Origin of the sequence: Nitrobacter sp. JJSN, from assembly GCF_051912485.1 — a bacterium.
Taxonomy (GTDB): Bacteria; Pseudomonadota; Alphaproteobacteria; order Rhizobiales; family Xanthobacteraceae; genus Nitrobacter.
The window spans coordinates 3,816,138-3,830,663 of record NZ_CP196822.1 but is presented as its reverse complement, the minus strand read 5'-3'; the positions used below and the strand labels follow the sequence as shown (position 1 = coordinate 3,830,663).

9 protein-coding genes are annotated in these 14,526 nt (G+C 63.0%); 4 read left to right on the top strand and 5 right to left on the bottom strand.

Annotated features, from left to right (window positions below):
* The first annotated feature begins 85 nt into the window (after nt 1–85).
* Both ACSZOQ_RS18550 and ACSZOQ_RS18545 read left to right on the top strand, forming a co-directional pair.
* On the top strand, nt 86–973 hold the full coding sequence (locus ACSZOQ_RS18550) for an efflux RND transporter periplasmic adaptor subunit (protein ID WP_439923865.1): 888 nt from the start codon (nt 86–88) through the stop codon (nt 971–973).
* Nucleotides 973–4,098 carry an efflux RND transporter permease subunit gene (locus tag ACSZOQ_RS18545; RefSeq protein ID WP_439923864.1) on the top strand — a complete coding sequence of 1,042 codons (3,126 nt, stop codon included), beginning with the start codon at nt 973–975 and terminating at the stop codon, nt 4,096–4,098. The genes ACSZOQ_RS18550 and ACSZOQ_RS18545 overlap by 1 nt, the downstream gene beginning before the upstream one ends.
* 9 nt (nt 4,099–4,107) lie before the next feature.
* On the opposite strand, the gene ACSZOQ_RS18540 is transcribed toward ACSZOQ_RS18545, so the two are convergent.
* The gene (locus ACSZOQ_RS18540; protein WP_439923863.1) at nt 4,108–4,782 is read right to left on the bottom strand and encodes a Crp/Fnr family transcriptional regulator; all 675 of its coding nucleotides are present in this window, start codon (nt 4,780–4,782) and stop codon (nt 4,108–4,110) included.
* A 265-nt stretch (nt 4,783–5,047) separates the two neighbouring features.
* On the opposite strand from ACSZOQ_RS18540, the gene ACSZOQ_RS18535 reads away from it, so the two are divergent.
* The gene (locus ACSZOQ_RS18535) at nt 5,048–6,970 is read left to right on the top strand and encodes an AsmA family protein (protein WP_439923862.1); all 1,923 of its coding nucleotides are present in this window, start codon (nt 5,048–5,050) and stop codon (nt 6,968–6,970) included.
* Between the two features lie 43 nt (nt 6,971–7,013).
* Here ACSZOQ_RS18535 and ACSZOQ_RS18530 read toward each other — a convergent pair whose 3' ends face one another.
* Nucleotides 7,014–7,625 carry a pyridoxamine 5'-phosphate oxidase family protein gene (locus ACSZOQ_RS18530; RefSeq protein WP_439926136.1) on the bottom strand — a complete coding sequence of 204 codons (612 nt, stop codon included), beginning with the start codon at nt 7,623–7,625 and terminating at the stop codon, nt 7,014–7,016.
* A 120-nt stretch (nt 7,626–7,745) separates the two neighbouring features.
* Nucleotides 7,746–9,467: a hypothetical protein gene (locus ACSZOQ_RS18525; protein ID WP_439923861.1), complete on the bottom strand. Its 1,722-nt coding sequence runs from the start codon at nt 9,465–9,467 to the stop codon at nt 7,746–7,748.
* 400 nt (nt 9,468–9,867) lie between these two features.
* Here ACSZOQ_RS18525 and ACSZOQ_RS18520 point away from each other — a divergent pair, with 400 nt between their 5' ends.
* Nucleotides 9,868–10,740, top strand: a complete 873-nt coding sequence (locus tag ACSZOQ_RS18520; protein ID WP_439923860.1) for a caspase family protein — start codon at nt 9,868–9,870, stop codon at nt 10,738–10,740.
* A 4-nt stretch (nt 10,741–10,744) separates the two neighbouring features.
* On the opposite strand, the gene ACSZOQ_RS18515 is transcribed toward ACSZOQ_RS18520, so the two are convergent.
* Both ACSZOQ_RS18515 and ACSZOQ_RS18510 read right to left on the bottom strand, forming a co-directional pair.
* Nucleotides 10,745–11,602, bottom strand: coding sequence for an efflux RND transporter periplasmic adaptor subunit (locus tag ACSZOQ_RS18515; RefSeq protein ID WP_439923859.1), 858 nt, complete (start codon nt 11,600–11,602; stop codon nt 10,745–10,747).
* Between the two features lie 163 nt (nt 11,603–11,765).
* Nucleotides 11,766–14,195: an adenylate/guanylate cyclase domain-containing protein gene (locus ACSZOQ_RS18510; RefSeq protein WP_439923858.1), complete on the bottom strand. Its 2,430-nt coding sequence runs from the start codon at nt 14,193–14,195 to the stop codon at nt 11,766–11,768.
* Nucleotides 14,196–14,526 lie beyond the last annotated feature (331 nt).

Sequence of the window (14,526 nt, the reverse complement as noted above, 5' to 3'; positions counted from 1 at the left end):
TATCACCGTATCGAGGCACGCGGAGTGCCAATGAGAGAATTGCAAGGTGAGGCGACTTTCGGATTCCAGATATGGGCCGCGATGCGTGCGTGAGGCCGCCTGCGGCCTGTTGTTCGGCATGCTGGCGGCAACGATCGGTGTCGTGAGCCCGTCGTGGTCCGCCGATGACAGCGGGCCGTCCGGCGGCGTCCTCGTAACCGTCGCCCGGGCGACCAACGCCTGCTTTTCCGATATGGTCCGTGTGACCGGCTTCGTCGTCCCGCGCCAGCAAGCGGTGGTCGGCCCGGACCAGGAAGGGTCGCATGTGACCGACGTGCTCGTCCGGGAGGGCGACATCGTCACGCTGAATCAGGAACTGGCCCGGTTGACGGCGGCGCCCGGCAGCAAATCGGGATCGGTCGTCCTGCGTGCACCTGCGGCCGGTCTTGTCACCCAGGTTCGCACCGTCGTCGGAGCGCCGGCCTCGCAGCAGGCCGGGCCGATGTTTCGAATTGCGGTCAACAACGAGATCGAACTGGATGCTGAGGTGCCTTCGATCCATGTCCTCAAGCTCAATCCGGGCGCGAGCGCGCGCGTCAGCCGCGAGGACGGGCCTGATCTGGTCGGGCACGTCCGGCTGGTATCGCCCGAAATTGATCGCAAGACCCAGATGGGTCACGTCCGGCTCTCCCTGAGCGCAGATCCGACGGTGCGGATCGGAATGTTCGCGCGCGCCAGCATCGATGCCAGGCGCAGTTGCGGCGTGGCGATTCCCCGCTCGGCGATCGAGCAGCGCGCGATTCAGGTGGTGAACGGAGACATCGTGGAGACGCGACGCGTTCGCGTCGGATTGACGTCCGACACCGCTGTCGAAATTCTCGAAGGCCTGAAAGTCGGAGAAATCGTTGTGGCCGATGCCGGCACCTCACTACATGACGGCGACCGGGTCAAAGCCATGTTCCCGGATGACCTCGATCGATCGCGAGCACGTTGATGACCATCAATGTTTCGGCCTGGTCGATCCGGCATCCGCTTCCGTCCGTCGTCTTCTCGATTATTTTGCTGTTGCTGGGCTGGGTCAGCTTCACCAAGCTCGCTATCACGCGGCTGCCGAGTGCGGATATTCCCGTGATCTCGGTCGCGGTCGCCCAGTTCGGCGCCGCACCCGCCGAACTGGAGGCGCAGGTCACCAAGACCATCGAGGACGGCGTCTCGGGCGTCGAGGGCGTCCGGCATATTTCATCGTCGATCACCGACGGCCTGTCGTTGACCACAATCCAGTTCGCGCTGGAGACAAATACCGACCGGGCGCTGAACGACGTCAAGGACGCCGTGACGCGCGTCCGCGCCAATCTCCCGCAGAACGTCAACGAGCCGCTGATCCAGCGCGTCGACGTCATCGGGCTGCCGATCGTCACCTACGCCGCGATCTCGCCGGGCAAGACGCCCGAGCAACTGTCATATTTCGTCGACGACGTGGTCAAGCGCGCGCTGCAGGGCGTGCGCGGCGTCGCCCAGGTCGAGCGCATCGGCGGCGTCGAGCGCGAAATCCTGGTGTCACTCGATCCAGACCGCCTGCGCGCGGCCGGACTGACGGCAGTCGATGTGAGCCAGCGCCTGCGCGGCATCAACGTCGATGTCGCCGGGGGGCGGGCGGAAATCGGACAGAACGATCAGGCGATCCGAACCCTTGCAGGCGCCAAGACCATCAACGAGCTGGCGGGGACGATGATTTCGCTGCCTGCCGGCGGCGAACTGCGGCTCGACGATCTCGGCACGGTGACCGACACCATCGCGGACCGCCGGACCTTCGCCCGCTTCAACGGCGAGCCTGTCGTAGCCCTCGGCATCAAACGCTCCAAGGGCGCGAGCGACGTCGTGGTGGCGAAGGCCGTGCAGGAGCGGATCAACGCGCTGAAAGAGCAATATCCCGATGTCGATCTGAAGCTGATCGACACCTCCGTCGAGTTCACCAAAGGCAACTATGAAGCGGCGATCTCGACCCTGTTCGAGGGCGCGACCCTCGCCGTCATCATCGTCTTCCTGTTTCTTCGCGATATCCGCGCCACCATCATCGCCGCGATCTCGCTGCCGCTGTCCATCTTTCCCGCCTTCTGGGCGATGGACCTTCTCGGCTTCTCGCTGAACCTGGTCAGCTTCCTCGCTATCACGCTCTCGACCGGCATCCTCGTCGACGACGCCATCGTCGAGATCGAGAACATCGTGCGCCACATGCGGATGGGCAAGTCGCCCTACCGCGCAGCGCTGGAAGCCGCCGATGAAATCGGCCTCGCTGTGATCGCGATCAGCCTCACCATCATCGCGATCTTCGCACCGGCGAGCTTCATGTCGGGCATCGCCGGGCAGTTTTTCAAGCAGTTCGGCATCACCGTGTCGGTGCAGGTGTTCTTCTCGCTTCTGGCCGCGCGTTTCGTGACGCCGGTGCTCGCCGCCTATTTCATGAAAGATCATCCGCATGAGGCTCCGCCGCCCGGCCCCGTGCTGCGCGCCTACACCAGCCTCGTCACCTGGTCAGTGCGGCACTACTACATCACCGTGCTGATTGGACTTGCGATCTTCGCGGCCTCAATCTGGAGCATCAAGCTTCTGCCGCAGGGCTTTTTGCCGGCGCAGGACACCGCACGCTCGCTGCTGGCGATGGAGCTGCCGCCGGGATCGCAGCTCGCCTACACCGAGAAGGTGACGGAAACCATCGCGGCACGGCTGCGCAAGCGTCCGGAGGTGAAGAGCGTATTCGTCGACGGCGGGCGCGTGCCGCCCGGAATTCAGGAAGTGCGCCGCGCATCCCTGATCATTAACTATACGCCCAAGCAAGAGCGCAGCATTACCCAGCGCGAACTTGAACTCTCGATCGGGCAAGAACTCGAAAGCATTCCCGACATCCGTTACTGGTTCCTCGACGAGAACGGCCTACGCGCGGTATCGCTCGTGGTGACCGGACCCGACATCGGCATCGTCAGCAATGTTGCGAACGAGCTGGCGACGCAGATGAAGCGCATTCCGCTGATCGCCAACATCACGCCGGAGACATCGCTCGATCGCCCCGAGCTGCGTATCCAGCCCCGCGCGGATCTCGCCGCGCGTCTTGGCGTATCGACCGAGCAATTGTCGCAAACCATCCGCGTCGCGACGATCGGCGACGTCGGCCCGGCGCTGGCGAAGTTCGATGCCGGCGACCGCCAGGTTCCGATCCGCGTGCAACTCGAAGACAACGCCCGCTCCGACCTGAAAATGCTGGAGCAGCTTCGCGTGCCGATCGGCGGCGGCCGCGGTCACGTTCCGCTCTCGGTCGTTGCCGATATCAGGCTGGATCAGGGTCCGACCAGCATCAATCGCTATGACCGGCAGCGGCAGGCCACGGTAGCAGCCGACCTGGTCGGCACCGCCGCGCTCGGCGATGCAACGGCAAAAATCCATGATCTGCCCGTAATGAAGACCCTTCCGAAGGGCGTGAAGGTCAATCCTTCAGGCGACGCTGAAAGCCTGAACGAGTTGTCGGAAGGATTCGCTACCGCGATCACGGCCGGCCTCATGATGGTTTATGCCGTGCTGGTGCTGCTGTTCGGCACCTTCCTGCAGCCGATCACCATCCTGTTCTCGCTGCCGCTGTCGATCGGCGGCGCGATCATGGCCCTGCTGCTCACCGGCAAGCAGCTCACGACACCGGTCTGGATCGGCATCCTGATGCTGATGGGCATCGTCACCAAGAACGCCATCATGCTGGTGGAGTTCGCTGTCGAATCGATCCGACAGGGCAGCGCGCGCGACGCAGCGATCATCGATGCCGGCATGAAGCGCGCCCGCCCGATCATGATGACGACCATCGCGATGGTCGCCGGCATGATGCCAAGTGCGCTAGCGTTCGGCGCCGGCGGTGAATTCCGCTCGCCGATGGCGCTCGCGGTCATTGGCGGTCTGATATTCTCGACAATTTTGTCGCTGGTGTTCGTCCCTGCCATGTTCATGATGATGGACGATGTCGGCGCGTTCATCTGGCGCTACGGCAAGAGGCTGTTGACCTCGGGCGCCGAGGCCACCGAACGGGCCGTCACCGAACGTGACGCATCGAATATCGTCCGCACGCCCAGCGCGGAATAATCGCGCGCGTTATGCATTGCGCGCAACGGCGGTCAGCCGGCTCATGTTCTTGAGCAGGATGCGGCCGCGCTGCAGATCGAGAATGCCGTCCTTGCGCCATTGCTGGAGCTGGCGATTGATGCTCTCGCGCGCCGCGCCGACATAAACGCCAAGCTGCTCCTGCGAAATATGAACTTCCGAGCCGTAGTCGTCGGCCAGCGCGCACAGCCGGCGCGCCATCCGCACCGGCAGCGGCTGCAGCACCGATTCCTCCATGCGCTCGCTGATCCAGCGGATGCGCTGGCACAATAGTTCGATCAGCCGAATCGCGATTTTCGGCTCTCGCTCCAGGAACGCCAGCAGATCGCCGCGGCGCAGGACAAACAGTTCGGTCGGCTCGCCCGCTACCGCGTCGGCGGTGCGGGACTGCCCGTCAAGCACGGCGATTTCGCCGAACAGATCTCCCGGTCCCTGGAAATTCAGGGTCAACCGGCCGCCATCCGAGGCGCCGGTCTCGATGCGGATCTGGCCGCGGCGCACGCCGTACAGCGCATCGCCGTCATCGCCCTTCTGAAACAGAACCTCGCCGACGGTGAGTTGCTCGGTATGGCAAAGCGCCGCCACGCGTTGCAGATCATCGGCGCCGAGATCCGAAAACAGCGGGTTCATTTTGAGAATGACCGCGAATTCCGACTGCTTGCTCATCGCAATTTACCCTTGAGGTCGACCACCCTGCCCTTTCCGGCAGAGTTGATCTCAGAACCATTTGAAAAAACTAAATGAGTTCGCTGACGCGCCAAAGCGCCCCGCCCTTCAATATGCCCGACCAAGCTGCGCCGGAGTGTGTCATAAGTCACAGAACTTTGCAGCCCGTCCGGGCGACTTTGACACGACATCTTCGCATTCCGCAGAAATTGTCCTTCAATCGCTAACGGTTGCGAGCAAGTTCCCCGTTTTCCGAGATGGCAAGATGAGAGCACTGAAAATCGCAGGCGCCGCCGCAACCTGCCTGATCGCGATGGTGATCGTGCTGTTCATGACCGGGATCCCTTCCACTTTCGTCACCTCGCTCGTGCAGGACCGGATCGCGCGCGACACCGGCTACCGGATTGCGATCAAGGGCAAGACCGAAATCGGGATGTGGCCGTCGCTCAGCCTCGTGCTGCACAATGTCACGCTCGACAGTCCCGGGCGCGCCGCGACCGATGCACAGCTTGCCGTGGGGGAAGTTCGCGCTGCTCTCGAATTTGCGAGCCTGCTGTCGTGGGCTCCGAAAGTTTCGGAACTGACCATCGACCATCCGACGCTGCGGCTGCCGATGCTGCGCGAACGCACCCGCACCAGCGTCCCACCCGGACCGGACCGCTCTGAAGATACGTCGGAAGACACGGCATTTCCGATCGACCGGGTGACGGTTTCCAATGGCACGATCGTTTTCTTCGATCCGCATACCGGCTCGGAAGATCGCGTCGGCGATGTCAACGCGAGCGTGACGCTCAGTGCCGACCGGAAAATCAACATCACCGGCGATGCGCGTCCCGTCGACCGGCCGCTGACATTCACCATCGCCGCGACCCCGCCCGCAGGCGAGCTCTGGCGCCGGAATATCCCGACGGAATTGACGCTTCAAGTTTCCGGTTCGCCGACACGCCGGCTGACAGCCAAAGCCGAGGTCCGAGTCAACGGTGGGATACTTCTCATCAATGGCCTGTCGGGATCGCTCGACGACGGCAAATTCAACGGCTGGGCATCGGTCGATCTTGCGAGCAAGCCGCTCGTGAAGGTCGATCTCGATTTTCAACGGTTCGATCTTGGCGCAGCACCGCACCAACCTCCTGCACTGCGATCCGGCGCGCAGCCATGGAGCGATACGCCGATCGATGTCAGCGGGCTGAACTATGTCGATGCGCAAGTGACGATTTCAGCGGCCGAACTGACGTTTGATTCCGCGCGTTTTGCGCCGGCCTCGGTCAACGCCACCATCGCCAGCGGCGTTCTGAAAGCTTCATTTTCTAACCTCGGCGCATATGACGGGCAGGCCAATGGCATGCTGTCGATCGATGCATCGACAAACAATCCATCCTACGCGCTTCGGGCCGACCTGACCGGCGTTCGCGCGCGGCCGCTGTTGTCGGGCCTTGCGGATTTCGCCAATGTCGATGGCAGGATGCGAGCAACGGCCGACGTGCAGGCCAGCGGCAATAGTCTGCGCGCGATTATGGCGAGCTTGGCTGGGACGGCTTCGGTCGATGTCCGCGACGGCGCGATCCGCAACCTCAATATCGCCAAAATGATCCGCGCCTTGACGTCGGGCACCCTGTCGGGATGGCAGGAGCGCCCGGACCAGACCACCGACCTGTCGCAACTCAGCGCGACCGCAACTATTGCTCAGGGAAAGGCCGCCACGAATGACCTGTTTCTGGCCGGGCCGCTGGTGCGGATGACCAGCGCCGGCACCGTTGATCTCGGCGCGAAGACGCTGTCGTTCCGTGTTGAACCGAAACTCGTCATGACCGCAGAGGGTCAAGGAGGTCGTGCCGATCCGATCGGCCTCGGCATTCCGGTCGTCGTGCAAGGAACCTGGACCGAGCCACATATCTATCCGGATGTCGCCGGCATTCTGGACGATCCCGCAGCCGCCTATGCGAGGCTTCGGGAATTGGGACAGGGACTGTTCGGCCAAAGCGGGCTTGAACGTTCCGACAAATCCGGTCCCAATCTCGGAGAGACTCTTGATACCTTGATCCGGCAGGGTCTCGGCGGAGCCAGCCCCGCCCCCGGCGGGCCGCCCTCCGCGGGCCAGCCGTCCCAAGGCTCATCGTCTCGGGGCCAACAGTCCCCAGACAAGCCTCCGCCTATCGATGACATCATGAAGCAGCTGTTCGGCCACTAGGTTTCACTCGCAATGACGGCGACACCGGTCCCGGCCGGATCATCTACCACATCGTCTGTCGCGCACGCTCGAGCCACGCCTTGTCATATTCCTCGCCGCCGACCCGATCCTTACTCATCTCCGCGAGGATTTCACCGGGCGTCGGTAAGCTCTTGGGATCAACACGCCTGTCGGGGTCCCAGAGGTGCGAACGGATGATGGCGCGGGCGCACTGAAAGTAGATCTCCTCTACGGTCATGACGATGGCCGTGCGTGGAGTCTTGCCCTCGACCCCGAACGACGCCAGCAGTTCGGAATCGGCCGACACCACCGCGCGGCCGTTGACGCGCAGGGTGGTGCCTGACCCCGGAATGAGAAACAGCAACGCCGCTCTGGGATCGCATATGAGGTTCCGCAGCGAATCGACGCGGTTGTTGCCGCGCCGATCCGGGATGATCAACGTGAGGTCGTCCTGAACACGAACGAAGCCCGGCAGATCGCCGCGCGGCGAGCAGTCAAGCCCTGCCTCGCCGCAGGTCGCCAATACGGCGAACGGAGAACTTTCAATCAGCGCGCGATAGGACGGCGTGATCCGGTGGGCCACCTTGATGGTCGCCGCCTCGCCGGGCTGGCCGTAAATGGCCTCAAGCTGCTCGATCGTCTCAATGGCGGTCACCACAATGCTGCTCCTTGCGTTGAGACGGCCTTTTCCGCCGCTAACGGGCCGGGCGGATTGTCATCCTATACAGCGAGGCGCGCATCCGCAAAACGGCAAGACTTACCAGTGTTTGGCGGGTTACCGCATCGCCTTGCGCGCCAGGGCCAGCCCCATCAGCACGAAGGCCGATGTCACTTCCGGGCCACCTACCACAATGCGCGTCGGCGTTTTCATCTTGTTCCATTCATAGGCCTTGAAGGGCCCGCGACGCCCGCCTTCACCGGCGTGCCCGATGATGCAGTTCAGCGCAGGTGTGAAAGTCGCCGTATCGGCGCCGAGATGGCCCAATGTGATGAGCGCCAGCGCCGCATCGAACGCGTTCATCTCGGCTGACATCAGAGTGTCCTGCACATACGCCAGAACCCGGCCGCGCATGCAGCCAAAGCTGTCATCGGGATCGAGCGCCTGACGGGCGACGGACGGCAGCGCCGCAAACGCCGCGTAGCAACGTCCGAAGTAGGCGCAGTAGAGCTCGGGCAGATAGTAGATATGGGATCGCGGATCGCTGAAAGCACCGCTCTCCACCAGCCGCCTTTGAAAGCCGATGATCCGTTGCACCGTCTGCAGGCGTTGCGGTGTTTCGAGAACGCGCCACCGCGTACAGTTGCGGAAGCTGACCTCGAGAACATCGAGGTTGAGGGTGGGGTCGAGATCGTTGCCGTAAGGGCGGTCGCCCGCAAGATTGTCGATCCAGGTGACGATGCCGCCGTCGTAATCGATGTTGTCGTTCAGCGGCACGGTCACGAGCCGCTCGTTGGCGCCGCGGCCGACCTGATAGCCCGCGTAGAAATCGAGTAGCGGCTGATCGAGGATGGGATTGGTCGAGCCGACTTGCGTCGCGGCCGAAAACGAGCAGGCCGTGGTGTCGCAGTCCGGGACATAGATGCCGAAGCCGAGGTCCTGCTTGATCTGCGCGAAGAAGCGGCTGAAGCGCGGATGGGGATTGGGCGCCAGGGCGGTGATGACGCTGACGCGGCTACCGTCGCGCGAGAACACCTCCTCGCGGCTGGTCTTGAGGCAGAAATCGACCATCTCAGTGTTCGCACGGCGGATCGCCGCAGTCTCCGCAGGCGTGACGAGACCGGTTTCGGCGAAACTCAAAAGCGCCTCGGTGAAGAACGCGTCGTAATAGGCCGAGCGATGGCGGATCTGTACCGGCTCCCACATCGGTTCGGCGATGCCGCTCCACGGCGGATTGATCAGATCGCGGGCAGGCGACCGCGCGATGAAGACCCGCGCCAGATTGAAGAGCAGGGTCGAGTTCTTGTAACCGCGCGCATCGAGTCCCGTGAGGGCGGCGAGAAAATCCCGACCGTGCAGATCTGGATCTCCGATCAGGTTGAATGCGGCATAGGTCGGGATGAAGCCGTTCTTCTCAAACGACTGGAGCAGATGCGCGCCGCAGGTCCGGATGACGCGTTCGATGTCGGCAAGGCCCGGCGCCGGCCCCGAGGGGGCCGCCGGTCTCGGCCGGGGATGGTGCAAGGTCACGGTATCCAAGAGCCTCGCCACCGGCTGGCCGATCGCCGTCCAGTCCGGAAAATCGTCGTCCCGCGCGTGCTGCAGCGCGTCCTGAAGCTCCCGAAAGCGGGCCTCGTCGCTCAGTTCGGGCAGACCGGCCCGCCGCAATAGCGGGCGCAGGACCGGATTGGCGAGCGCGGTTCTGTAGAATTTGGCCAGGTGAGCGTCGCCGCCGTGGTGGCGCACCAGCAGGGGATCGCACAGGTCATACAGCGAAGGACCGTCTTTGCGGTTCGTCAGCGCGCGATAGACAGCGCCAGCGACATGGCGAGCAGTCATGACGTTCTTTCCGCGCCCCCATGCGCGTTCCGGCATCTCATCAAGGCTGTTTCAGACAACCTATTGAAAAACTACACGAATAGGCGGGAAAGACAAATGTGACCTAAGTTACGGCATCGGACCGCAAGGTCGCGGTAGGTTGGTTGCCGTGACGTCCCGCCCCAAAATTTCGTGATCCGTCCGTGGCTTTCGCAGACTGCCGCAGCATGCTTAACTAATTGTGTTTCCAATAAATAAAGGTTTCGTGTTGCTCATGGAGAACCTGGGGGTATGACCTTTTTTATGTTGCGGTGCCGCAGAACGAGCGTATTTAACCGCCATAAGTCAGGGGCTCCCTAAAACCAATCTGGCGTTGGCGCGACTTACGAGCGCCGTCGAGCATGACCAGGAATCGATCGTTATGAAGTTCGGGCAGTTTCGCGTCTCCCCCCGGTCCACCACCGTGGCCGCCGTCCTCGTCGGGATGGTGTCGCTGGCGATCGGAGCCCATGCCGCGCTCAACAAGCGCAGCCTGGATGTCGCGAAGGCCGTTGCCGACACGACCGGCAGCATCGCCGTCAAGCCGGCACGGGTCGCGCTGGTCATCGGCAACGGGCACTATCCGGATGCGAACCGGCCCTTGAAACAGTCCATCAACGATGCCCGGGCGCTGACCACGATTCTGCGGCGCGACGGCTTCGATGTCATCATGGTCGAGGACGCCAACAGGGACGATATGCGCCGCGCGGTCCGCCGCCTGGAATCGAAGATCGGTCCCGACACGACGGCCCTGCTGTTTTTCAGCGGCTTCGGCATTCAGTCCGGCCGAGAGAGCTACATGATCCCGGTCGATGCGCAGATCTGGAAGGAAGCCGATGTTCGGCGCGACGGGCTTTCCATCGAGACCGTTCTCGGCGCGATGAAAGAGCGTGCCGCCAAGGTCAAGCTTGCGGTGATCGATGCGTCGCGGCGCAACCCGTATGAGCGGCGCTTCCGCTCATACTCCCATGGCCTTGCGCCGATCAATGTGCCTGACAATGCGCTGATCCTGTCGTCGGCCACGCCGGGACAGGTGGTCGACGAGTCCGGCGGACAATACAGCCTGCTGATGGCGGAATTGCTCAAGAGCCTCGATACACCGAATGCAGATGCCGAAACCGTGTTCAGCAGGACGCGGGTCGCGGTTTCACGCGCAAGCGAAGGGGAGCAGGTCCCGACGGTGTCATCGTCGCTGGCTCAGGACGTGCCATTCAGGTCCGATGCGGCGCTGGCCGCACACAAGGCCGGCGGCTAAGCAACTATTTTGTCTGCGCTTCCGCGGCGACCGGTCTGACCGGATCGCCTTCGCGCAACAAGGCGCCGGCGCGCGCCACCACCACGTCGCCTTCCGACAATCCCTTGCGGACCTCGACTTGTCCCCCCGACAGCAATCCCACCTCGACGCGACGCGTTTCGACCCGCTGGCGCCGAACAACCTGAACCACGGTGCCCGCGCTCCCATACAGGATCGCCGTCAGCGGCACCGCGATGCCGCAACTCTCGCCAGTCTTGACGATCGCACGGCCGGACGCATTGACGAGCAGATGTTTGCTTGGGTCAACGGAGATGAAGACCTGCCCGAGCTGGCTATACGGTTCGACCGTCGGCGCGACGAGCCGGACCTTGCCATCCATGTCGCCGGCGCCGACGACCATGACCTTGGCGGTCTGATTGACTGCGAGCTCGGCGAGGTCTGTGGTCGGCACCTGACCGACCAGATCGAATTCGTTGCCGGTGACGATATTGAACAGCACCTCGCCCTTGCCCGAAGCAATCGCGCCGATCTCGGCGGATGAACTGCTGATCAGTCCCGCCACCGGCGCCTGAACCTGGGTCGATCCGCCCTCGGGACGGTTGAGGCGGGCAAGCACCTGCCCAGCGGTGACGCTCTGGCCCGGCTCCACCAGGATCTCGGCGACCTTCAAGCCCGGCCGTTCCGGGCGCACGGCCGTCTCGTTCTTCGGAATCAGGATTCCGGTAACCTCGACGGTTGCCGAAAAGCAGGACCTGGTGGCTTTCAGGACGGTCACGGCGGCGCCGTTCGGGGCATCCTGGTCGCCGGCCGCGAACCCCTGAGAAGCGATGGCAGTTGTCCCGAGCACAACGGCGAGAGCCATCGCCCGCCTGGCCACGTGGTGCGAGCTTAAGGACTTCACTAGCATTGAAAGATTCTTTCCGAAAAATCGCAGCGGCGGCGTCAAGATCAATGGAACGCAAGCCTAATCAAGCCGGGATGGCGATTCAACAATCTGCGCGATCCGCGCGCACGTGACGACCAGTTCATGCCGGCCGGCTTGCCGCCGAGCGCTGGGCGGGGGGACCGCCTTCGGCATGGTCCCGCCAACGATGGATTTCAACGGCTGCGATCGGATGGTGGAAGCCTTTCAGGATCAGCGGTGCCAACGCCGTCGCGTCGACCAGGGGTTCCACCATGCCGTAGGCGCGCTGATTGATCACGATCTGGCCCGCCTTGGCTTCGTCGCATAGCCGCGAGGCAAGGTTGGTCACGCTACCGATCGCCGCATACTCAAGCCGGCGCTCGAAGCCAACCTGGCCGAGCGTCGCATAACCGACGGCGATCCCGACGCTGAAGCCAAGGCTGTGGCCACGGCTTCGCCATTTCTGCGACAGCAACCCAATGGCGTCGCGCATTTCGACGGCCATCCTGACGGCGCGCGGGGTGTGATCCGGAACCGGGATCGGAGCGTTGAACAGAATCATCATGCCATCGCCGGCGTAACGGTCCAGTGTGCCTTCGTACTTGAAGATCAGTTCGCCGAGCGCTGCGTGATATTCCCGCAGCACGTTCATCGCCTCTTCCGGTTCCGAGCTTTCGGTGAACGCCGTGAAGCCGCGCAGATCGCAGAACACGACGGTGACTTCGCCGCGATGGCTGTCGAGCAGCGAGTTCTGTCCGTCGGACGCAACAAGCTGCGCGACCTGCGGCGCGAGGAAACGTTCGAGCCGCCGGATCCGCTCGATCTCTCCGAGCTGTTTTCCGACCTGCTCTTCCAGAGATTTGTTCCAGTTGAGCAGCTGATAGGTCTGCTGCTGGACGATGCCGTGTGCGGTCGCGAGCTCCTTGCCCTTCTGATCGACTTCATGAAACAGCTTTGCGTTGCGCATCGCCAGCACCGCCTGATGCGCAAATGTCTGCATCAACCCAATCAGGTTCGGCGAAAACGCACCTGCACTTCGGCGCAGCACGATCAGCGAGCCAAGGATGCCTTGCTGATCGACCAGCGGCACCACCAGAACGGAATGGAATCCAGCCGCGATTGCGACATCGTTGAGCGGATTTGCCCCGGCGGATGCAAGGTCTGCAATTGCGAGAGGCTGACCGCTTGCGGCTGCCTCGCCGAGCAAGCTGTCGTCGGCGCCGATCATGAGATGGTTGCCAACCGCTGATTTCTCCATGCCGCTGGCCTCGACGAGATCGAACCGGCGACCTTCCGCATCGAAGCCGTAGATCATTACGGCGTCGGCGCTGGTGATCTCCAGCGCGCGGGTGGCGACCGTGGGGAGCACAGCATTGAGGTCGAGCGAGGAGACCACGGCGCGACCGACTTCTTCGAGAACCTTGAGCTCGTTCACCGATTGCGCCAGATCGCGCGTCCGCTCTTTGACCTTGAGTTCGAGATCGGAGTAGGTCTCGTGAAGCTGACCAGCCATGCTGTTGAACTGGTCGGCAAGCTGCTCCAGTTCGTCGCCTGTCTTGACGTCGATACGATGTTCGAAGTTGCCGCCGCCGAGGCGCTGCGCGCCGGTGTTGAGGGCCTGGATCGGAACCAGCATGCGCCGTGCCAAAAGCACGCCGGCGAGGATCGCGAGCGCAAGACCGAATGCGACCAGAATGCCGATGCGTATCAAAAGATCATGGATCGGCGCGAGCGCCTGACTTGCAGGTTGTTCGAACAGCACGAACCAGCGGAGCTTGGGAACCTGGCTCGATGCGGTCAGCACCGCCTGGCCTTCGTCGTTCGCTCCCGATGCGGGCGACTTGTTGCCGGATTTCAGCAACGCCGCGAGCTGTGGCAGCGCCGACAGGTTCTTGCCGGGATGCATGGTCTTGTCGGAGCTGGCAAGCAGGATGCCATCCGAATCCACGACATAGGCCGTGCCGACCTTGCCGGCTTGCGCATCGTCGATATATCCGGACAGAAAGCGAAGATCGATTTCCGCCACGGAAGCCCCGGCGTCCCGTCCCGCGTGAGCGACGGCGATCGACATGAAGGGCTGTTGTTCGCGGAAGAAAACCGGCGCGTATGTGACGCCCTTCGCGACGGCCTGTGTGAACCTCACGTCACGGGAGAAGTCAGCCCCGCTGTCAAACGAAACGGAGTGGCGCGACAGTCGGAGTTGCTCACGTCCTTGCCCGTCAAGCTGGAAAATCCGACTGACGGCCGGAACCTGATTCAGCAATTCGGCGTAGTCGGCGCGGCGCTGCTCGACCGTGACGACACTGGCGCGCGTGACCCAGCTGACCTGCCGCTCCAGATCCACCATCGACTGTTCGATGCGGTGCGCCGTCGCGTCGGCTTTCTCCGACATCGCATGAATGAGTGCGGTCCTGGTCTGGTTGTAGCTGATCCAGATCTCGAGCGCGCCGTTGACCGCGAGGACGAACACAACCAGGCCGACGAGCGACATGACGTACTTGGCGAACAGGCCCCTGCGGCGGTATCGGCTGTTGTCCTCGGCCCCGTTCATCAATGTCCCCGGACGGCTATCGCGGTCGATTGCCTCGCCATTTGCACTCGCCATGCGGCTATGGAGCCGCCGCATCGGGCGTTAGCCCCGGCAGATGTCACCCTTAGCACAGTTCGGTCGCTACGGCGGATACCCGCCAGCTGGCCCACGGAGCATTGGCCGATTTTAGATCGCTCCGTGCCGGGGTGGAAACATCCCAGGAAAGGGAATGCCTCGCGCCACAGCGTGCGCAGTTTATATCGGAATGGCGAGCCTGCCACGATTCGACCGTGTGACCTTTGCCTTCGGAGGGCAATCCTTGACTTGTTGCAGGTGGTTACCCAAAATTCCT

What these genes read in the sequence shown, in the direction of transcription:
- ACSZOQ_RS18545 (WP_439923864.1), top strand. Translation starts at nt 973, where the DNA reads ATGACCATCAATGTTTCGGCCTGGTCGATCCGGCATCCGCTTCCGTCC.
- ACSZOQ_RS18540 (WP_439923863.1), bottom strand. Translation starts at nt 4,782, where the DNA reads ATGAGCAAGCAGTCGGAATTCGCGGTCATTCTCAAAATGAACCCGCTG.
- ACSZOQ_RS18535 (WP_439923862.1), top strand. Translation starts at nt 5,048, where the DNA reads ATGAGAGCACTGAAAATCGCAGGCGCCGCCGCAACCTGCCTGATCGCG.
- ACSZOQ_RS18525 (WP_439923861.1), bottom strand. Translation starts at nt 9,467, where the DNA reads ATGACTGCTCGCCATGTCGCTGGCGCTGTCTATCGCGCGCTGACGAAC.
- ACSZOQ_RS18520 (WP_439923860.1), top strand. Translation starts at nt 9,868, where the DNA reads ATGAAGTTCGGGCAGTTTCGCGTCTCCCCCCGGTCCACCACCGTGGCC.
- ACSZOQ_RS18515 (WP_439923859.1), bottom strand. Translation starts at nt 11,602, where the DNA reads ATGGCTCTCGCCGTTGTGCTCGGGACAACTGCCATCGCTTCTCAGGGG.
- ACSZOQ_RS18510 (WP_439923858.1), bottom strand. Translation starts at nt 14,195, where the DNA reads ATGAACGGGGCCGAGGACAACAGCCGATACCGCCGCAGGGGCCTGTTC.